This is a genomic window from Pseudoleptotrichia sp. (genome assembly GCF_057270515.1).
In genome coordinates, this window is sequence record NZ_DBHIXS010000006.1 from 50,337 (window position 1) to 71,617 (window position 21,281).

Sequence of the window (21,281 nt, forward strand, 5' to 3'; positions counted from 1 at the left end):
GATTCATATAATGAAAAAAAATTATATCATTTTAACGGCATCATTATTTTTGATGTCCATAAACTCCTATGGACAGGATATATTTGCCAATTATAGGGTACATTTTGATAAGATTTATCTTACAAATTATGTTCAGACAGAAAATGATAATCTGAAAATCAAGAGAGTAGGAGATTTGACATACGAAATAACAAGTTCAGGAAATTTTAAAATTCATGACGAGGGCGGGAGAATGCTTGATATAAATCTGAAAAATGGAACTCTTGACGGGCAATATAACGAATATTACAGTAATGGAAGTATGTTTACATCAGGTAAATATAACAATGGTAAAAAAGAAGGATTGTGGAAAATCTACACTGAAAGCGGATTGTTATGGAAAAGTTATGAATTTAAAAACGATGAACTGAACGGGCAATATATTTCTTATTACGCGAGTGCAGGAACAAAAGAAATTGTTGGAAACTATAAGAATAACAAGCTTGACGGTTCATGGAACGAATATTATTCCAACGGAAACAGAAGAAAAAGCGGAGAATATATAAATGGTGAAAAAACAGGAGTTTTCACTGAATGGTTTTCAAATGGAGTAAAAAAGTCTGTCATAAACTATACGAATGATGAAGTGAACGGTAAAATGACAGTCTATTATGAAAATGGAACACCTTTTTATGAAGCCGATATAAATGGAAGAGAGGGCAATGTAAAAGGATATAATCAAAATGGAACTGTCAGCTTTGAAGGAAAAATAGAAGAAAACAGAAGAAAAGGCACATGGAACTTTTATGACGGTGCGGGAAATATTTTAAATAAAGTAAATTATTAAAATCATTGAGATTAATTTTCTTTTATTATATTTTCTCTTTTTCTCTAAATTCTCTAAATTATATAAAAAAATTTGAAGTAAAGTATGTAAGTAATATAAATACAAAAATATTATAAAAAGCGGAAGTGGAGGGAATATGTCCTTTTCGGCAACATTAAAAAGGGAAATTTTTAATAAAGAAATTGAAAATCAGGAAGAGATTTATGCCGAACTTTTCGGAATTTTTATTTCTAAAAATACAATAACTGAAAAGGGAATAAATTTCACCACTGAAAATGTATCATTGGCAAAAAGAGTATATTCAAATTTAAAGTCTGTAATAAATACTGATATTTTTCTAAAATATTCTATCAGTAATAAACTGGGAGCTCATAAAGTATATGAAATCAGGGTTGCTGTTACAAAAAAAAATAAACTTGAATACAATGAACTCTTGAAAAAACTGTTTTCATATAAAAATTTTTCAGAAGAAAAAACGGAATATCAGCTTGCAGGAATAATAAGGGGATTTTTTATAAGCTGCGGCTATATAAAGTCTCCCGAAAAAGGCTATGCTCTTGATTTTTTCATAGATACGGAAGATTCGGCTACTTTTCTTTATTATTTGTTCAAACAAATGGGAAAAAAAGTTTTCCAGACCGATAAAAAGATGAAAAGCCTTGTTTATCTTAGAAATTCTGAAGATATATTGGATATCATTTTTCTTATCGGCGGGATTACATCATTTTTTGAATTTGAAGAAGTAACTATCAATAAAGAAATAAGAAATAAAATAAACAGAAATATGAACTGGGAAATTGCCAATGAAGCAAAAAAATTATCAACTTCAGAAAAACAGATAAAAATGATAAAATATATTGATAGTGAAATGGGATTGTCGGAACTGTCGGACATTTTAAGAGAAACTGCCAAAGCGAGGCTGGAGAATGAAGAAATGTCGCTCCAAGAGCTGGCTGATTTAATGGAAGTTTCCAAATCGGGAATAAGGAACAGATTTCGCAGACTTGAACAGATTTATACAGGCTTGAAAGAAAAAAGCTAAAAATGAGGAAAAAGGTGAAAAAATGAAATTTTTATCTTTAATATATGGTTTTGCAGTTTTTATTAGAAATAAACTGTATGACTGGAAAATACTGAAAATAAGAGAAGTAGAAAATGTAGAAATCATCTGCATTGGAAATATAGTTGCGGGAGGTTCGGGGAAAACACCAGCAGTTCAGTATTTTGTAAAAAAGTATTTAGACGAAGGAAAAAAAGTCGGAGTTTTAAGTAGAGGATATAAAGGAAAAAGAAATAAAGAACCTATGCTTGTTACAGACGGTAAAGAAATATTTGCCACTCCTTTAGAATCAGGAGATGAAGCATATCTTCATGCATTAAACCTTAAAGTTCCGGTAGTAGTTTCTAAAAACAGATATGAAGGGGCAGTTTATTTAAGAGATAATTGTAAAGTCGATATTATTGTAATGGATGACGGTTTTCAGCACAGAAAGCTGAAAAAGGACAGGAACATTATATTGATAGATGCTACAAATCCTTTTGGCGGAGATGAATATTTGCCAAAAGGTCGGTTACGTGAATCGATAAGCAGCCTTAAAAGAGCGGATGAAATTATAATTACTAAGAGCAATTATGTAAAAGAGGACATCATAAGTTTCATAATAAATAAAATAAAAAAATATGAAAAACCTGTTTCCGTTGCGACATTCAAGGAAGGATATTTTTATAATCTTGAAAAGAAAAATTTTCCTTTGAATGAAATAAAAGATAAAAAAGTGATGATATTTTCTTCCATTGCAAATCCTAAGATTTTTTACAATACTGTAAAAAAACTGAAACCGAATAAGATTGACGAAATAAAATTTGTTGACCACCATTTTTACAGTAATGAAGAGATAGAAGAAATATGTACCGAAAGTAAAAAATATGATTATATAATAACTACTGAAAAAGACATAGTGAAAATAAATAAAAATATAGAAAATTTACTCATTCTGAAAATGGAGTTTGAAATAATTTAGAAAAAGTAGTAAAATTATTAATTAAGAAGAAAACTTGGAAGGAGATACACTGTTGGAAAAAAGTAAAAATCAAAATCCTATATTCTCTGGTATTAAAACATTTTCAGAATTTATAGAAACATATGGAAATCATTTTGAGAAAAGAAAATATTTTACAATAGATGAAAAGTTTGAAATAATTAAAAAAGAGCCGTCTTTTATTCAGGAAATGGCTTATATATTTTTTCAGACAGAGAACAGCTCAATAAAAAATCAAATAGAAAGTCGGATAAAGGAAGAGTTTTTTCATACTTATAAGGAAAAAGATAAAAAAATAGAAAGAATGTCAAAGTTTGAAAAAGAAAAATTGAAAGAAAGTTTTAGACGGTCTATAGTTAATAAAGATACAATACATTCGATAAAATTGGGAAATGAATTGTTTCATAGGGACAGAAAAGTTTTTTTTGAAATAATGTATAAATTTTCTTTAATATCATCAGACAGTAATAAACTGGTAAAAACGTTTTTTGCCGAAATAATGCTTGATATTGACGGTACTTTTAATGAAATCAGAAAATATACGGATGAAATTATAAAAAACATAATAAATTATTTCGTCAAATCGGAAAGTGAATTTATAGATTATTCCTGTAAAAATAGTATTGAATATTTTGTCCGAAATAAAACTGATTTGCTTTATAAAAAAATTTATATGAAAAAATACAGTGAAATTATTGAAAAATATAATATTAATAATATACCTGAAATAAAATTTCAAATGGATAAAGCAAAGACAGAGAGTAAAACAGGAAATAGTGCAGTCGTCAAAAAAAATACCAATACAAACAGTAAAACAAGCAATGAAATAGATAATGAAGAATATAAAAAATTATCCGAAAGCAAAAAAATATTATATAATTATTTAGAAAACGAATAGATTTATTAGATAGATAAATTTAAATATAAATAGATTTAAAAATAAAAACTAAAAAGAAAAGGAGAGAAATTATGCTTGAGATGAGATATATAAGGGAAAATGCTGAAAAAGTGAGAGAATATCTGAAAAATAGAAAAAGCGATTTTGATTTGGACGGATTGTTGAAGCTTGATGAAGAGAGAAGAAACATATTACAAAAAGTCGAATTGCTAAAAAAAGAAAGAAATGAGTCCAGTACATTAATAGGAAAATACAAAAAAGAAGGTAAAGATACAGCGGAATTAATGGACAGAATGCAAAGGGTCAGCGGAGAAATAAAGGAACTTGATAAAGAACTGGCGGAAATAGATGAAAAACAGGTAAAATTTACTTATACCATTCCTAATAAATTACACGATACAACTCCTGTGGGAGAAAGTGAAGATGACAATGTGGAAATAAGAAAATGGGGAGAACCGAGAAAATTTGATTTTACTCCTAAGTCGCATGATGAATTAGGTGTGAATTTGGGTATTCTTGATTTTGAAAGAGGTTCAAAATTGGCAGGGTCAAGATTTACAGTGTATAAAAGACAGGCAGCAAGACTTGAAAGAGCATTGATAAATTTTATGCTCGATACTCACACATCTGAACATGGGTTTGAAGAGATACTCACACCACAAATGGCGAAACGGGAAATAATGACAGGAACAGGACAATTACCAAAGTTTGAAGATGATATGTACAAAATAGAGGGAGAAGAATTATTTCTAATACCTACTGCGGAAGTTACCCTGACAAATCTTCATAATGGAGAAATTCTTGATGAAGAAGAGCTTCCTAAATATTACTGCGGATTTACTGCCTGCTATAGAAAAGAAGCAGGTTCGGGAGGTAAAGACCTGAAAGGGATTATAAGACAACATCAGTTTAACAAAGTGGAAATGGTAAAAATAGTACATCCTGATACTTCTTATGACGAGTTGGAAAAAATGGTTTCAAATGCCGAAAAAATATTACAAAAATTAGAACTGCCATACAGAGTCATCGCACTGTGCAGTGGAGATATAGGGTTTAGTGCTGCAAAAACTTATGATATAGAAGTATGGGTGCCAAGTCAGGATAAATACAGGGAAATTTCATCATGCTCAAATACTGAAGATTTTCAAGCAAGACGGGCAATGATTAAATATAGAGCCAAAGAAAATGGGAAAAGTTATTTTGTTCATACATTAAACGGTTCAGGATTAGCTGTAGGAAGGACATTACTTGCGATAATGGAAAATTACCAGCAGGAAGACGGAAGCATAAAAGTACCCGAAGTCTTGGTTCCTTATATGGGAGGATTGACTGTTATAAAGTAATATCCATAAGCTATGGATAGGAGATAAAATGAAGAAATTTTTTAGAAGATTATTTTTTCTTATAATTTTAGGATGTGGAGCAGTTTATCTTGAATTTTCAGGATATCTGTATCACAATGACATCTTTGCCATGTTATATAAAATACAGGGCATTGACATATCACATCATCAGGAAAAAATAAATTGGAAAAAAGTAAGTAAAAAATATAAGTTTGTAATAATGAAAGCGACTGAAGGAAAAGATTTCCTTGATACGGATTTTTTTTATAACTGGAATAATGCAAGATTAAACGGTTTTACTGTGGGAGCGTATCATTTCTTTTCAATGCTTAGCAGTGGAAATGCACAGGCTGATTATTATATAAGCAAAGTACCTGATTATGACAAAGCTCTGCCGCCAATGATAGATTTGGAAATACCTACCAAATATCCTAAGGAAATAGTATTAAAAGAGTTGAAGGATATGATAGAAAAACTCGAAAATCACTACAAGAAAAGGGTAATAATATACGTAACTTACTATACTTATAAAGCTTATGTCAAAGGAGAATTTCCTGAAAATAAAGTTTGGATAAGAGATATAAAATTTGTGCCTGAAATTGCCGAAAAGGACAGATGGGTAATATGGCAGTTTTCAAACAGAGGAAGAGTAGAAGGGATACCGGGATTTACAGACAAAAATGTATTAAAAGGTGATTCGGTCGAACAGCTCATAGAAGAAAGCAGGATAAAATAAGGCTTTTAGAAAAAATTTGATTTTACATTGATTTTTTTGAAAAAATTTGATAATATGTAATAAATAATGGTATTAAACTATTTAATAAATATTTAGGAGGCTAAAATGAAATATCATTTTAAAGATTTAGGATTAAGCAACACAAAAGAAATGTTTGCAAAAGCAAATAAAGAAGGATATTCAGTACCTGCTTTTAACTTTAACAATATGGAACAGTTACAGGCAATTATTGAAGCATGTGTTGAAATGGGGTCGCCGGTAATACTTCAAGTATCTACAGGGGCGAGAGATTATATCGGGAAAGAAATGTTACCTTGGTTGGCTAAAGCTGCAACAGCTTATGTCAAAGCTTCCGGTTCAGATATACCTGTAGCATTGCATTTGGACCATGGACCAAGTTTTGATGTAGCTAAGGATTGTATAGAATATGGATTTTCTTCAGTAATGTACGACGGTTCTCATCATCCATATGATGAAAATGTTGCGGAATCAAGAAAAGTTGCTGATTTTGCTCATCAGCATGATGTTACGGTTGAAGCTGAATTAGGAGTTTTAGCAGGGATTGAAGATGATGTAAAATCTGATACACACATTTATACTCAGCCTGATGAAGTTGAAGATTTTGTATCTAAAACAGGAGTTGATTCATTAGCGATAGCTATAGGAACTTCTCATGGAGCACATAAATTTAAACCGGGAGATGACCCTAAATTGAGATTAGATATTTTAGCTGAAATTGAAAAAAGAATACCGGGCTTCCCTATAGTGTTACACGGTTCTTCAGGAGTACCTCAACAGTTTGTTAAAATGATTACTCAATATGGAGGACAGTTGGCGGATGCAATCGGTATACCTGATGAAGAATTAAGAAAAGCTTCTAAATCTGCCGTAGCTAAAATAAACGTTGATACTGACGGAAGATTGGCTTTTACAGCGGGTATCAGAGAAGTATTTGCAACTAAACCGGGAGAATTTGACCCGAGAAAATATTTAGGGCCTGCAAAAAATTATATGAAAAATTACTACAAAGAAAAAATTAAAGATGTATTCGGAGCTGAAGGAGCTTACAAAAAAGGAACTGAAAGAAAATAATAAAAAAATAATACAATAAAAATTCAATCAAATAAAATTGAAATATAAAAAAATTAAAAAAATAGGAAAACCGTGATTTAAGCGGTTTTCCTAAAAAATAAATTTAAACAAAATACTGTAAAATCACAAAATAAGGTGAAAATTTTTTTTTTCATCTTTTTTATTTGAAAGTCTAAATTATTCATACGAGTTGTAATTCTCTTAAAAACAGTGTTTATTAAAAAGTTTATAGTCTTAAAAATCAGATAATAATTAAAAATAGAAAATAATATAAAATTTAAATACAGGAGGAAAAATGAGAGTAAAAATCGACAGGACAAAATATATTTTTGTTACAGGCGGAGTTGTTTCTTCATTAGGGAAAGGGATTGTGGCATCTTCATTAGGCAGACTGCTCAAAGAAAGAGGTTATAAAGTAACTATACAGAAATTTGACCCGTATATAAATGTTGACCCGGGAACAATGAGTCCTTATCAGCACGGAGAAGTATTTGTAACGGAAGACGGTGCTGAAACCGATTTGGATTTAGGTCATTATGAGAGATTTATAAATGAGGATTTGACAAAGTATAATAACCTTACAACGGGAAGAATTATGTCGAAAATAATTTCCAAAGAAAGAAAAGGTGAATTTTTAGGAGGAACTGTCCAGACTGTACCTCATGTAACGGATGAAATCAAATATAATATAATAAAAGCTGCCGAAGAAAGTAATTCTGATATAGTTATTACAGAGATAGGAGGAACTATAGGAGATATAGAAAGCGATCCGTTTATAGAAGCCATTAGACAGCTGAAAAGGGAAGTAGGAAGAGAAAATATAGCTTATATCCATGTAACTCTTCTCCCTTATCTAAAAGCGGCAGGAGAACTCAAAACAAAACCCACACAGCATAGTGTGAAGATGTTGCAGGGACTGGGGATTTCCCCTGATGTAATCGTCGTAAGAAGTGAACATCCTGTAGATCAGAATATAAAGAAAAAAATATCCATATTCTGTGATATAGATGAAGAAGCGGTGATTGAATCTCTTGATGCGGAAATATTGTATGAAATACCTCTGACAATGGAAAGATTGGGACTTGCAGATGTAATATGCAGACATTTTAAAATTGAAAATAAAAAACCCGCTCTTGTTTCATGGAGTAAAATGGTAGAGAAATTCAAAAATCCTAAAAAGCTTGTAAAAGTAGCAGTTGTAGGAAAATATGTTGAGCTGAAGGATGCCTATATCAGTATTAATGAGGCAATAGAGCATGCAGGATTTAACCTTGATACTAAAGTGGAGATAGATTATCTGAAAGCAGGAGAATTTGACATTGAGAAACTTGGGAACTATGACGGAATACTTGTTCCGGGAGGCTTTGGAGATAGGGGAATAGAAGGAAAAATTCAAGCTATAGAATACGCAAGAAAGAATAAAATACCGTTTTTTGGAATATGTCTCGGTATGCAAATGGCTTCGATAGAATTTGCAAGAAATGTGCTTGAATATAAAAATGCTAATTCTACTGAATTTGATAAAGATACTGAATATCCTATAATAAGCCTTATGGAAGAACAGGAAGGACTTGAGGACTTAGGAGGAACAATGAGACTGGGAGCATATCCGTGCATTTTGAAAGATGACAGTCTTGCAGCAAAAGTTTACGGAAAAACTTCAATTAGCGAAAGACATAGACATAGATACGAATTTAATAGTAGATATAAAGAAGAGTTTGAAAAAGCGGGAATGGACATTGTAGGACTTTCACCTGACGGAAATTATATAGAAGCAGTGGAAATCAAAGAACATCCATATTTTCTGGCAGTTCAGTATCACCCTGAATTTAAAAGCAGACCTACAAAACCTCATCCATTGTTTACAGGCTGGATAAAGGCGGTATTAAAGAAAAGAAACAATAAATAGAGTAATAATAAAAAATTGATAATAGATAATAAATAAAAAAGCTGTCTCAAAAATAGAAGATAGAAATAAAATATATGAGAAATATATTTATTCATATTATTTCTAAAGTTTTTCTTTTGAAACAGCTTTTTTGAAATATTTAGACAAGTTAGTCTCTAATTGTAGCCAATAAATCTCCTAAAACTTCGACTGCTTGCTCGGCATCTGCCCCTTCAGCGTATACAGTTATTTCAGAACCGTTTTTTATTCCTATAGATAATAATTTTAATAATGATTTACCGTTTACCTTTTTTCCGTCATGTTCAACAAAAACATCACTTTCAAATTCTTTTGCTTTTGCAACAAATACCCCACCCGGTCTAGTATGCAATCCTGTAGGATTTGTCATAACAACTGTTTTACTTGCCATTTATATTTCCTCCTTAAAATATCTTGTATATTAGTAATTTTACATTAGTTTTGGCTATTTGTCAATAAAATAAATTATTTTATCATATATAGCTTATATAATAATATTTATGGAATTAAAGTTTGAATAAGTAACATTTCCCAGCTTAGAATTTTTAATTTTTTTTACAAATTTTCTTTCGCAGTAATCTACTGTTACTCTATCACCATTGGAAGCTTTTGAATGTTCAGCAGCAAGTCTTGCAGCAAAGTTTACTGTATCTTCATCAGGAATTTTATTGTCTTTTATAAGTAAAACATGGCTTCCCGGAATATCTTTTACATGAAACCATATATCCGTAGTATTTCCTTTGGAAAAAGATATTTCTTCATTCTCTTTGTTATTCCGTCCTACAAAAATTTTAAATCCGTTATATTCAAAGGAAAGCAACTCACGTTTTTTGGATTTATTTAATCTGATTTTCTTTCTATTGTCAAATCTGAGTTCATTTTCAATTTCTTCAATTCCTATAAAATCAGTTTCTTTTTCGATGAAAAGTTTTACCTCATCAAGATATTTTATTTCATTCTGAATATCCTGTTGTCTTGAATTAAGAGCAGTAATAGTACGTTTTCCTTTATTGTATTTATTATAGTAGGTATTCAAATTATCATTAGGAGACAATAAAGGGTCAAGGGAAATAATCGTTTCAGAATTATTATAAAAATCAAAAACATTTATTTCACTCATTCCCTGTTTCAGAATATGCATATTTGCAGCAAGAATATCTCCTATTCTTTTATAGTTTTCATAATTTCTGTTTTTATTTAAATCAATGCTTATATTCTTCAATATTTTTTCAAATTTTTTAGTTTGAGTGTCAATATATTTAAGTAAAACTTTCTTTTTTTCATTTATAACATTGGAAGTAATAGTAGTTTTAAAATATTCATTCAAGCTACTGTTAAGGCTACTGAATTCTGTAGAAGAAATTTTTTTATCAGAAAATTCTGAAAACTTATTGTATGTAATGATTTTCTGTTTTTCAGTTTCGTAAATAATAGGAATATAATCAGATATGTATTTTTTGAAAATATCATAATCGGAAAAACATTGTTTTGCAAAAATTTTTCCGACACCCTCGATTTTATTTATAAAATCTTCAGGAGAAGAGAAAGGAAAATTTTCTTTTTCAAGATATATTGGAAGAATTTTTTTTTCCATAAAGGGAAGAGTATAATTCGCTCCTGTCATAATAATTCTGTTTCCTTCATCAAAAGTAGAAAAATAGAGAGCGGAAAGTATTTTATTTTCAGATGTGAGGAAAATATTGCTCGCTCTCCCCATAATCTCAAAAATAAGAGTATACTTTTCAATATCTCCAAATTGATTCAACTTTTCAAAATCAAAATAAACTATACGGTCATAGCCTTCCTGTCTAATATTTATGAGTATGGAATTTAGTAAATATTTTTTTAGCGAAAGTAAAAATTTAGACTGAAAATCAGTGTTTAAATCCTTTTCTTCTTTCAAATAAAATATAGTAGAATTATCTTTTACCTGAAACAGTAAATTATTTTTGCCGAAAAATAAAGAAAGAGAAGATTTATCATATTGATAAATCTTCGTGAGTTTATAATTCAAAATTTTTTCTTTCACTTCTTTTAATAAAAACGATATTCCAATACCGTCCATATAAAGCATAAAATCTCCTCCTGCATATGAAATAATAATTCAAAAATTAAAAAAGTTATATCAAATATAGTTTTTTGTAACCATTATATCTGTAGCATCGTCAATATTTATAACTTTTTCTTCTCCATTAATAGATAAAATAATAGAATATTTATCAATATCAAGAATTTTAATCACGGATTTCAACATAATCCCTTTTTCATTAAGGTATTTTTTTATTGCAGGGCTGCCTTTTATGGAAGATACCTGAACAGTATCACCGATTTCAAAACTCAGAATAGTTTCGGGCTGAATTTCTTTTTTCACTTTATTTAAATTATTGACAATGGACTGAAATACGCTGATAAAAGTGTCTAAATCTTTTTGTGAGATTTCAGCCGTTATTTTTTCCAGAATATTTGAATGAAAACTTCCGTGATATTTAAAAGCTATAAGTCCTTTTTTTGAAAGTCTTACAAAGACTTTTCTTCTGTCGTCTTCGGAGCGGTTTCTTTCTATAAAATATTTATCTGTCAGCTTATTTACTGCCACTGAAGCCGTCCCCATTGTAATCCCCAATTTTTCCGAGAGCTCATTCATTGTGAGGGACTGTTCCCCGATTGCTTCAATAACATGTAATTCCGTTGTAGTCAAGCATTTTATAACCTGATTTAGATTAATTTCTTCAATTTTATAATAAGTCTTATAAAACTCATCAAGTAAAGCTTCAATTTTAGAATACATTTTCCCTCCTATTTATAGTTTTTCTGAATTTTTATAAAAGTAATCAACAGTAGATATTTCAGACTAAAAAATAAATTTTATAGATTTATAAATAAATTTTTTGATAATCCGAAAATATTAATATGAAATATTTTACAAATAACAAATATTAGTAGCTGATAATCATTTCAGGGAGTCAATTCTTTCTTTATAATCTCCATTAAATATATACGAGCCTGCAACTAAAATATTTGCTCCTGCCTCTTTCACTTTTTTCCCCGTTTCAGCATTAATGCCGCCGTCCACTTCAATATCTATATTTTTATCAAGAGTTCTTAATTCTTTTATTTTATCAGTCATATTTTCTATAAAGGCCTGCCCCCCAAATCCTGGGTTTACAGTCATAATAAGTACCATATCGATGTTTTTTAATTCATATTTTATCATTTCAATAGGAGTGGAGGGATTTAAAGAAATCCCAACTTTTTTTCCGTATGATTTTATTAATTGTAATGTTCTGTTGAGATGTTTTGTAGCTTCCACATGGACAGTTATTATGTCCGCTCCTGCCTCGACAAAATCTTTTATAAATCTGTCAGGGTTTTCAATCATTAAATGAACATCAAAAATGAGATTGCTGCGTTTTCTTATAGCTGAAATTACAGGAGCACCAAAACTGATATTTGGAACAAAAGCTCCGTCCATTACATCTAAATGAAGATATTCTGCCCCCGCCTTTTCAACTTTATCGATTTCATTTCTTAAATCGCTGAAATCAGCAGCAAGCAGTGATGGTGCTACAATTACTTTTTTGGACATAAATTTACCGCCTTTATTATTGTTTTTTTTATTTGAACACTTTTTAAGAATAAAAAATATATTTATTTGTATGCTTTCATAAAAAATACATTAACTTTAAGTGTCATATAGAATATTATTTAATTTGGAAATATGTTATTTAAAGAATATAAATAAAAATCATATCTCATTTTTGGAATATCTCCTGTAAGAATATGTTCTTTTATACTGCAATCAGGCTCATTCATATGAAGACAGTCTCTAAATTTACATTGGGGAATATAATCAATAAATTCAGGGAATAAAAGTTCAAGTTCTTTTTTGTCTTTCAATTTTGGAAATTCGAGAGAAGAAAATCCGGGAGTATCAATTAAATACGTGTCTGTATCTATTCTGAAAAATCTGCTCTCGGTAGTTGTATGGCGTCCTCTCGAAGTTTTATTGCTGATTTCATTTGTTTCAAGGATATCTTCTCCTATCAGAGTATTTATCAATGTGGATTTTCCTGAACCGCTTGGACCCGATACAGTAACAGATTTTCCTTTTATATAGGATAAAAGCTGTTCAAGTCCGATATTATTTTCAGCAGAAATAGGAAAAACGGGAATACTGTTCCCGAAATTTTCCTTTATCTTATTTAAAAATATCTGTAAATCCTCGTCAGAAATCAAATCAGTTTTTGAAATAATTAGTATAGAAGAAATATTCTGACTTTCCGCATTTAAAAGCATTTTCTGAAAGACTGTAAAATCAAAATTTGGAGAAACTACTGAAAATAGAATCCCGATAAAATCAATGTTTGACAATAACGGTCTATGTAAAAAATTCTTTCTTTTTTCAATTTTTGTTATGACTTTCTCGTTTTCATCAAATTCAACTATGTCGCCTATAATGCAGTTCATCTTGTCATTTTTGACTTTCAGACTGCCTCTTAATCTGCATTCATAAATATTTTCTTCTTTCAGATTATTACAATTTTCGTCTAACACGTAGTAAAAACCTTTTATTTTTCTGATAACTTTTCCTTTAATAAAATTACCTCCCAAAATTAGTCGTTATCACTTCTTTCAGTATCAGCACCCGGATTATTGTTTTGCTGTTGCTGATTATTATTGTTATTTCCGGAATTATCACGTTTGTCTATTTTATTCAGAGTATCATTTATAATATTTTCAATTTCCTGATTATTTAAATCCTGATTAGTCTGATTTATAATTTCTTCGACTGACGGTCCTGTAGGTTGAACCTTAACTCCTGCATTAATAACTATGGAAATTTTCTGTCCTTTGGAAATCTTTGCTCCCGGTGCAGGAGAAGTGGACATAATAGTATTTACAGGTAATGTAGGGTCTTCTCCTTTAGTAGTACCTCCCAATGTAAGTCCTATTTGTGTAAGTAATACTTTAGCATCATTTATATCAAGACCAATCAGATTAGGCATAACTGAAGCGTCGAGAATTTTCTGCGACGACACGAGTATGGAAATCTTTTGATTTATTTCGAGTTTTGTCCCCGGTTTAGGATATACGCCGATAATCGTGTTATATCTTTGGTTGGAAGGCTGATAATCAATTTTTTCAATCTGAATATTCTGTCCTTGTAATAATGAACGTGCTTCAAGCAATTCAAGACCTACAAGGTTAGGAACTTCTTGCCCTTCTCCATTATTTACCCAGATTTGAATTGTTCTGTTTACTTTTACTTCTTTTCCCGGTAAAGGAAATTGTATAAATACTGTATCAAGAGGAACTTTTTCAGTTTTGGAATGAATAACTTTCACTTTAAGACCTGCTTCTTTTAAGTATTTTACTGCGTCTTTTTCATGCAGATTTACAACATTTGGTATAACTGTGAGTCTTTCATTGAAAAAATGTCTAAAAAAGACATCTCTGCCTATAGTTCCTAATATAATTAAACATATTATTGTAATAACAGTTTTTATAATATTAAATTTAAATTTCTTTGCCATTTCGCACCTCTTTGCCCATTTCAAATATTTTTAATCCAATATATAATATCATAAATAGTTTCAAAAGACAATAATCCCAAAGGGAAAATAAAGGTAAAAAAAACTTGACTTGGAGTATGCTCCAAATGTTATAATGAAAAAACTTATATAGAAGATGTTTAATAAATAGAAAAAATGTTTGTCAAAACAAATGTTGGAATAAAAAATGAAATTGAAGTGGTTTTATCAAAAAAATATCTAAAATAAAACATCAAGGAGGAAAAAAATGGCATTAGAAAAAGTAAATTCACCGGATGATATCAAAAAATTATCAAAAGAAGAACTGAAAACATTAGCACAGGATGTGAGAAATGCACTGTTAAATAGACTTACGAAAATAGGAGGACATATAGGACCGAATTTCGGCATAGTCGAGGTAACAATAGCACTACACTATGTATTCGATTCACCAAAGGACAAATTTGTATTTGATGTGTCGCACCAGTGTTATCCGCATAAAATATTGACAGGAAGAAAAGAGGGATTTTTAAATCCTGATAAATTTTCGGAAATTTCAGGATATACAAATCAGGATGAAAGTAAACACGACTTTTTTAAAGTAGGACATACATCAACATCAGTAAGTCTGGCAACAGGACTTGCAAAAGCGAGAGACTTGAAAGGAGAAAAAGAAAATATAGTTGCGATTATAGGAGACGGCTCATTAAGTGGAGGAGAAGCTTATGAGGGACTGAACAATATTTCCGAACAGGGAACAAATATGATTATCATTGTAAATGACAATGATATGTCTATTGCTGAAAATCATGGGGGATTGTATAAAACATTAAAAGAATTGAGGGAAACCGAAGGAAAATCTCCGAATAACCTTTTTAAAGCATTAGGACTTGATTATATGTACATAAAAGACGGGCATAATTTGGACGAACTGATAAAAATATTTAAAAGCGTAAAAGATATTGACCGTCCTATAGTTCTGCATATTCATACTGTGAAAGGGAAAGGACTTCCTTATGCTGAAAAAAATAAAGAACCATGGCATTATAATGCTCCATTTAATGCAGAAACGGGAGAAGTAACAGTCAATATGGCAGGAAAAGAAAATTATTCGGATTTGACAGGAAAATATTTACTGGAAAAAATGGAAAAAGACCCTGCATTAGTTGCAATAAGTTCAGGAACACCTACCGTGTTGGGGTTTAATTCCGAAAGAAGAAAAAAAGCCGGAAAACAGTTTGTAGATGTGGGAATAGCAGAAGAACACGCTGTAGCACTGGCATCAGGAATAGCAGCTAATGGAGCAAAACCTGTATATGGGGTATACAGTACGTTTATTCAGAGAACATATGACCAGCTGTCTCAAGATTTGTGCATTAACAATAATCCTGCGGTAATACTCGTATTCATGGGAGGGCTTACAGGAATGAACGATGTTACTCATTTGGGATATTTTGATGAGCAGATTGTAGGAAACATACCTAATATGGTTTATCTCTCTCCTACAGGCAGAGAAGAATATTTTGCAATGCTTGAATGGGCGATAGAGCAAAGAAAATATCCTGTAACAATAAGAGTCCCTTCAAATGGAGTAATTACAACAGGAGAAGAAATAAAAACGGATTTTAATGAACTGAACAGATATGTTATAACAGAAACCGGAAATGATGTAGCAATCATAGGAATGGGAGATTTCTATCATTTAGGAAAAGAAGTAAAAGAGCTTTTAAAGGAAAAAACAGATATAAATGCAACATTAATAAATCCAAGATTTATATCAGGAATAGACAAAGAAGTTCTGGAAAAACTTAAAGAAAATCATGGACTTGTAATAACACTTGAAAATGCAGTACTTGACGGGGGATTTGGAGAGAAGATTACGAGATTTTATGGAACATCAAATATGAAAGTAATGAATTTTGGCGGAAAAAAAGAATTTACTGACAGAGTTCCTGCTGAAGAAATACTGAAAAGAAATCACCTCACAAAAGAGCAAATAGTGGAGGATATACTTGAAATTATTGGGAAATAAAAATTTTACAGAAATATAATTAAAATATTTAAAAGAAAGAAGCTGTCTCCAAAAGAAAATTTAATAAGAAAAATTATATTTATGAATTATTTATAATCTCACAATTTAAAACGAAAAATGGATTTGGAAAAAGTCAATTATCTGCTCTTTTTTATACGAGCTTTTGACTTTTTTTGAATGACTGTTTTATCAGTGAAATTTTAGTAAATGGATAAGTATAGTTTTCGTATTCTACTTATATTTTTTCAATTTATTTTTTCTATTTTGAGATAGCTTCTTGTTAATATAAAATATTATAACTGTGCCGTCGGATAAAGTGTCATTTCATTTACACTTACTTCTTCAGGTAAGTCAATAGCAAATTTTACAGCTTCAGCTACTATTATCGGGTCTGCTCCAATTGTATCATAAAGGAATTCAATTCTTTCTTTGATTGATTTGTTTGTAATACGTGTTGCAAGCTCAGTTTTAAATGCACCAAGATAAAGAGTAGTTGTACGGATATTTCTTTTTTCATTTGCACTTTCTTTTCTGAGAACTTCCATTAAAGCTTTGACACCATGTTTTGTTGCACAATAAATACCCGCTCCTAAATATGTATTTAGTCCGGCGACTGATGAAGTGCTGATAACATGTCCGGATTTTTGTTCGATAAAATGTGGTAGTACTGCTTCAATACCATTTATTACCCCTTTTAAATTGACATCTATCATTTCATCCCATTCATTTGTTCTAAATTCAGATAGAGGTGAATTTGGCATTAGTCCTGCATTATTAAAAATAACATCAATTTTACCGTACTTTGAAATTGCAAAATCAACTAAAGATTTTACATCTTCCCTTTTTGACACATCTGTTACTTTATAGACAGCTTCCCCATTTTTTCTTTTTATTTCATTTACTACCTGTTCCAATTTATCTTTATTTCGTGCAGCAAGTACAATCTTTGCACCATTTTCGGAAAGTAATTGTGAAGTAGCTTTTCCAATCCCTGAAGAAGCTCCTGTAATTATCACAACTTTGTTTTTTATAGCCATTTAAATCATCTCCTATTTATTTAATTATTATATATTATATCATATGTTTTAAAAAAATCAATAGATATATATATACCTAATAAAAATATAAAAAGATAAATATAATAAAACCCGTTGTTATTACAAATATTTTAGGGTATAATATAATAAAATTCTTTTAAAATTAAAAGTAAAAATTATGATTATTTCTAATTATACAGGAATTATCAGTTTTATATGAAAAGTATTTTACATGGAGAAATAATTTGAGAAAGGAATAAATATGAATAAGTATAAAGAAGTTTATCAAAACATTAAAAACCTAATAAAGAATGAAGAAATTAAATCAGGAAGTTATTTAAAAAAAGAGGCTGATTTAGCTGAGAATTATTCCTGTTCGGTACTTACTGTAAGAAAAGCTCTTTCTATGCTTGAAAGAGAAGGATATATTCAAAAAATAAAAGGAAAAAGGTCAATTGTATTGGAAAAGGGTGATTTAAAAAATATTTCTTTAACTTCAATTCAAACTTTTCAAGAGCTCAACAAAATCAAAAATATAAATGTTAAGACTAATTTAATAAGTCTGTATATAGTGCAAGGTGTTAAAGAGTTAATGGAAAAATTTCACGTTTCAAAAGAAGCAGATTTTTATAAAGTTGTTCGTACATACTCTTTAGATGACAAGGTTGTGCAACTGGCAACTTCATATTTTGATAGAAGAATAGTTTCGTTTTTAAGTGAAGAAATTGCAAAGAAATCCATATATGAATATCTGGAAAAAGAATTAAAACTAAAAATATCCTATTCACAAAGAGAGATAAAGTTCAGAAAAAGCACAGATGAGGAAAAACAATACATAAATCTTGAAAATATTGATAGAGTAGTTGTTATTGATACACACGCTTATTTATCCAATGGAAATCTTTTTCAGTACGAAACAATTACATATCATCCTGATGAATTTACTTTTACAGCAATTGCGAAAAGGTAATAATATGTTAAAATAAAATGGCTAAAATTATTTTACTAAGCTTGTTATATAAAATTTAAAAATAACAAAATATGATATTATAATTAAAAAACTTGATTTTTCTTATTAAATATTATAAAATTAAAATAGAATTATTTTAGGAGTTGATATAATGAAAAAATTTATTTTTATGTTCTTTTTGTTATTTGCCGGTTTGGGATTTTCCAATACTGTTTTGGATAGTTTAACCGGTCCAAGATGGATTTGTGACGATATTGTTGCTAATAAACAGCTGATCTATCTGGTTATTTCAAAAGAAGCTACAGATAAATATAAAGCTACATTCAATGCTTTTAATAACATTACAAAAGACGGGTTTGATGAAGTTGAAGTTGGATCATTTGACCTTGCTATAAATGAAAAAGAACAATATTTTTATTTTACTAACTTAAATAAAAAATCGCAAAAATTTTCAAATTACAGATTTGATTATAAAGTTGGTAAAAAAAATAGAGTGAAATTTTCTTTATACGATATTTCCAAAAAAAGAAACATCTGTGAATTTTACGATTAAATGATATAAATATGATGATTAGGTTGCAGTTTTTTATATTACGGGTGATTATTGTTTTGTTTATATAAATTAAATTATTTTAAAAAATATATAATAAAAGGAGTGTTTGAAATGAAAAAAATTATTATGTTAGGATTTTTCATATTTTCTATAGTGGGAATGGCAGCACCTTATAGAGATAACAGAGGCGTACTGTTTATGGAAACGGAAGAATGGATCAAATTTTACAATAAAGAAGGACAGGAAGTTGCAGCCTGTCCCGTGATTGGCTCTCTAATTATGGAAGAAAGTTATATAAAAGACGGCAAAAAGATGAGAAGTACTTTGGCTGAAATTCAGCAGGCTATTAAAGATTTTAATAATATGTTAGCTGATACGGGACTCAGAGATATTTATGGTGGGACAGATAAAATACACGAATTTTATTATGCAGCCGTATGCAGAAAACCGACACAAAAAGATTATGATTTAGTCGGCTCTCCAACATTCAAGAAAACAATGGATAGAATTTTTAAAACTAATAAAGTCATAGAATAAAAACATATGGATTTTTTGTCAAAATATTGTACAATAAAACAAAAAGAGGTGATTTAAATGATAGCTACAAATTATTTCAATGTGAGAAATAATCTTAAAAAGTAAGGATATTAAAAGAAACGGTAATGAGGGGATAGGAAAACCGGAACCTTTAAAACATGAATTGAATGGATATTGGAGCAGAAGAATTACGGGTAAGCACAGGTTTATACACAAGATAACAGAAACGGATATTGTTGTTATTGCGTGTGCTAATCATTATGAATAAGGTAAATAAAAAAGGTAAAAATAATAAAATTTACTGATTTTATAAAAAATAAAAATTTGGAAAAGAAAATTTGGAAAAGATAAAAATTAAATAAATTATATTAAATCAAATGAATATACCAGTCTATTTAGTTTATGCTCACAAATATAGCAATGAAATTAAATAGATTAAACAAATATTATAAAAAAAGACATCAGTTACCACATTGAAATGGAAAAAGTGGTAATTGATGTTTTTTATATTTGAGGTATACTTTAATATGAGAATATAAAAATATAAAAATATAAAAATATAAAAATATAAGAATATCTTCATATTTCATACTTTTATCTGTATAATTAATATCATATAAAAGTTGTATGTTAGAATAAAAAAAGGAGAGGTTAAAGAAAGTAAATTTTAAAAAAATAATATAAAAAAATAGAAAAATATTATCAAATAAATATGAAAAAAGATATGGATAAATTAAAAAATAAAATCTCTGTTTAACTTCTCTTTTTATCTTTTTATAGTGTAAAGAATCTAAAAGAAAAAGTAAAGAGCAAAAATGTCGTAAATTGATAATTAAATGTCGTTTTTTGTTATTGGATTTAATGTCTTATTTTGATAAAATAATTTTGTAAAAAACTCAAAATGAAAAGAGAGGAAAAAATTAAAAATATGAAAAAAGTAATTTTATTAACTGGGGCAAGTAGTGGAATAGGTTATCAAACAGCAGAAATTCTTGCAAAAGAAGGGCATATAGTTTATGGTGCAGCAAGAAGAACAGAAAAAATGGAAGATTTAAAACAATTTGGGGTTAAATCTATATATTTGGATGTAACTGATGAGAATAGCATTAAGAATGTGGTCGACACAATAATTGGAAATGAAGGACGTATAGATGTTCTGATAAATAATGCCGGATATGGTTCTTTCGGTGCAGTTGAAAATGTAGACATAAGTGAAGCAAAAATGCAATTTGAGGTAAATTTATTTGGATTGGCAAGATTGGTTCAGTTGGTACTTCCGTATATGAGAAAGCAGAAATCAGGAAGAATTATAAATGTATCGTCAATGGGAGGAAGATTGACAACTTATTTTGGAGCATGGTATCATGCAACTAAATATGCACTTGAAGCATTTAGTGATGCATTGCGTATGGAAGTGTCTGATTTTGGAATAGATGTTTCACTTATTGAGCCGGGAGGTATAAAAACTGACTGGGGAATTATTGCTGCAGATAAACTGGAAAATTCTGCAAAAGGTGGAGCATATGAAAAAGAAGCAGTGAAAACAGCGAAAGGAATGAAAAAACAATATTCAGGAAACTTGCTTTCCAATCCTATTGTTATTACAAAAGCCATTTCAAAAGCAGTAAACAGCAACCGTCCTAAAGCAAGATATTTAATAGGATTTATGGCAAAACCATTGGTATTTTTACATACTATTCTTCCAGCAAAAGTTTTTGATAAAATTATGAAAAAATTAATGGGTTAGGATATAAGATAGT

20 protein-coding genes and 1 pseudogene are annotated in these 21,281 nt (G+C 29.6%); 14 read left to right on the forward strand and 7 right to left on the reverse strand.

Translation table 11 applies throughout. The annotated features are described in order from the left end of the window. Nucleotides 1-10: 10 nt before the first annotated feature. The 8 genes from ACO5J6_RS05990 to pyrG all read left to right on the forward strand — a co-directional run bounded on the left by ACO5J6_RS05990 (nucleotide 11) and on the right by pyrG (nucleotide 8,843). The gene (locus tag ACO5J6_RS05990) at nucleotides 11-826 is read left to right on the forward strand and encodes a toxin-antitoxin system YwqK family antitoxin (protein ID WP_485642713.1); all 816 of its coding nucleotides are present in this window, start codon (nucleotides 11-13) and stop codon (nucleotides 824-826) included. A gap of 136 nt (nucleotides 827-962) precedes the next feature. Further along, entirely contained in the window at nucleotides 963-1,868 is a 906-nt protein-coding gene (gene whiA / locus ACO5J6_RS05995) for a DNA-binding protein WhiA (RefSeq protein ID WP_485642714.1), read from the forward strand. A 22-nt stretch (nucleotides 1,869-1,890) separates the two neighbouring features. Then, nucleotides 1,891-2,847, forward strand: a complete 957-nt coding sequence (gene lpxK, locus ACO5J6_RS06000; RefSeq protein ID WP_485642715.1) for a tetraacyldisaccharide 4'-kinase — start codon at nucleotides 1,891-1,893, stop codon at nucleotides 2,845-2,847. A gap of 52 nt (nucleotides 2,848-2,899) precedes the next feature. Beyond that, a complete protein-coding gene (locus ACO5J6_RS06005; RefSeq protein ID WP_485642716.1) occupies nucleotides 2,900-3,763 on the forward strand; it encodes a hypothetical protein in 864 nt (287 codons plus the stop codon). Between the two features lie 71 nt (nucleotides 3,764-3,834). Beyond that, nucleotides 3,835-5,106, forward strand: a complete 1,272-nt coding sequence (gene serS / locus ACO5J6_RS06010) for a serine--tRNA ligase (protein ID WP_485642717.1) — start codon at nucleotides 3,835-3,837, stop codon at nucleotides 5,104-5,106. A 28-nt stretch (nucleotides 5,107-5,134) separates the two neighbouring features. After that, on the forward strand, nucleotides 5,135-5,842 hold the full coding sequence (locus tag ACO5J6_RS06015; protein ID WP_485642718.1) for a glycoside hydrolase family 25 protein: 708 nt from the start codon (nucleotides 5,135-5,137) through the stop codon (nucleotides 5,840-5,842). A 105-nt stretch (nucleotides 5,843-5,947) separates the two neighbouring features. Next, nucleotides 5,948-6,934, forward strand: a complete 987-nt coding sequence (locus ACO5J6_RS06020; protein ID WP_485642719.1) for a class II fructose-bisphosphate aldolase — start codon at nucleotides 5,948-5,950, stop codon at nucleotides 6,932-6,934. A gap of 295 nt (nucleotides 6,935-7,229) precedes the next feature. Next, a complete protein-coding gene (pyrG, locus tag ACO5J6_RS06025; RefSeq protein ID WP_485642720.1) occupies nucleotides 7,230-8,843 on the forward strand; it encodes a CTP synthase in 1,614 nt (537 codons plus the stop codon). Nucleotides 8,844-8,991: 148 nt separating this feature from the next. On the opposite strand, the gene ACO5J6_RS06030 is transcribed toward pyrG, so the two are convergent. The 6 genes from ACO5J6_RS06030 to ACO5J6_RS06055 form a co-directional block, all read right to left on the reverse strand. Further along, the gene (locus ACO5J6_RS06030; protein WP_485642721.1) at nucleotides 8,992-9,252 is read right to left on the reverse strand and encodes an HPr family phosphocarrier protein; all 261 of its coding nucleotides are present in this window, start codon (nucleotides 9,250-9,252) and stop codon (nucleotides 8,992-8,994) included. Between the two features lie 93 nt (nucleotides 9,253-9,345). Beyond that, on the reverse strand, nucleotides 9,346-10,935 hold the full coding sequence (locus ACO5J6_RS06035) for an Rqc2 family fibronectin-binding protein (RefSeq protein ID WP_485642722.1): 1,590 nt from the start codon (nucleotides 10,933-10,935) through the stop codon (nucleotides 9,346-9,348). Between the two features lie 51 nt (nucleotides 10,936-10,986). Further along, a complete protein-coding gene (locus ACO5J6_RS06040) occupies nucleotides 10,987-11,649 on the reverse strand; it encodes a MarR family transcriptional regulator (protein ID WP_485642723.1) in 663 nt (220 codons plus the stop codon). A gap of 162 nt (nucleotides 11,650-11,811) precedes the next feature. Continuing rightward, nucleotides 11,812-12,447, reverse strand: coding sequence for a ribulose-phosphate 3-epimerase (rpe, locus tag ACO5J6_RS06045; protein ID WP_485642724.1), 636 nt, complete (start codon nucleotides 12,445-12,447; stop codon nucleotides 11,812-11,814). A gap of 119 nt (nucleotides 12,448-12,566) precedes the next feature. Beyond that, on the reverse strand, nucleotides 12,567-13,472 hold the full coding sequence (gene rsgA, locus ACO5J6_RS06050) for a ribosome small subunit-dependent GTPase A (RefSeq protein ID WP_485642725.1): 906 nt from the start codon (nucleotides 13,470-13,472) through the stop codon (nucleotides 12,567-12,569). A gap of 2 nt (nucleotides 13,473-13,474) precedes the next feature. After that, nucleotides 13,475-14,395 (reverse strand): PASTA domain-containing protein, encoded by a 921-nt coding sequence (locus ACO5J6_RS06055; RefSeq protein WP_485642727.1) that lies wholly within the window; start codon nucleotides 14,393-14,395, stop codon nucleotides 13,475-13,477. A gap of 265 nt (nucleotides 14,396-14,660) precedes the next feature. Here ACO5J6_RS06055 and ACO5J6_RS06060 point away from each other — a divergent pair, with 265 nt between their 5' ends. Next, nucleotides 14,661-16,424: a 1-deoxy-D-xylulose-5-phosphate synthase gene (locus tag ACO5J6_RS06060; RefSeq protein ID WP_485642729.1), complete on the forward strand. Its 1,764-nt coding sequence runs from the start codon at nucleotides 14,661-14,663 to the stop codon at nucleotides 16,422-16,424. Nucleotides 16,425-16,717: 293 nt separating this feature from the next. On the opposite strand, the gene ACO5J6_RS06065 is transcribed toward ACO5J6_RS06060, so the two are convergent. After that, nucleotides 16,718-17,461 (reverse strand): SDR family oxidoreductase, encoded by a 744-nt coding sequence (locus tag ACO5J6_RS06065; RefSeq protein WP_485642730.1) that lies wholly within the window; start codon nucleotides 17,459-17,461, stop codon nucleotides 16,718-16,720. 262 nt (nucleotides 17,462-17,723) lie between these two features. On the opposite strand from ACO5J6_RS06065, the gene ACO5J6_RS06070 reads away from it, so the two are divergent. From ACO5J6_RS06070 to ACO5J6_RS06090, 5 genes and pseudogenes are all read left to right on the forward strand, one after another. Continuing rightward, nucleotides 17,724-18,431: a GntR family transcriptional regulator gene (locus ACO5J6_RS06070; RefSeq protein WP_485642732.1), complete on the forward strand. Its 708-nt coding sequence runs from the start codon at nucleotides 17,724-17,726 to the stop codon at nucleotides 18,429-18,431. Between the two features lie 151 nt (nucleotides 18,432-18,582). After that, nucleotides 18,583-18,984 (forward strand): hypothetical protein, encoded by a 402-nt coding sequence (locus ACO5J6_RS06075; protein ID WP_485642733.1) that lies wholly within the window; start codon nucleotides 18,583-18,585, stop codon nucleotides 18,982-18,984. Nucleotides 18,985-19,095: 111 nt separating this feature from the next. Next, nucleotides 19,096-19,521 carry a hypothetical protein gene (locus ACO5J6_RS06080; protein ID WP_485642734.1) on the forward strand — a complete coding sequence of 142 codons (426 nt, stop codon included), beginning with the start codon at nucleotides 19,096-19,098 and terminating at the stop codon, nucleotides 19,519-19,521. A 103-nt stretch (nucleotides 19,522-19,624) separates the two neighbouring features. Next, nucleotides 19,625-19,789: pseudogene (locus ACO5J6_RS06085) on the forward strand (Txe/YoeB family addiction module toxin); the annotation flags it as partial. Nucleotides 19,790-20,449: 660 nt separating this feature from the next. Continuing rightward, nucleotides 20,450-21,268 carry an oxidoreductase gene (locus ACO5J6_RS06090; protein WP_485642735.1) on the forward strand — a complete coding sequence of 273 codons (819 nt, stop codon included), beginning with the start codon at nucleotides 20,450-20,452 and terminating at the stop codon, nucleotides 21,266-21,268. Nucleotides 21,269-21,281 lie beyond the last annotated feature (13 nt).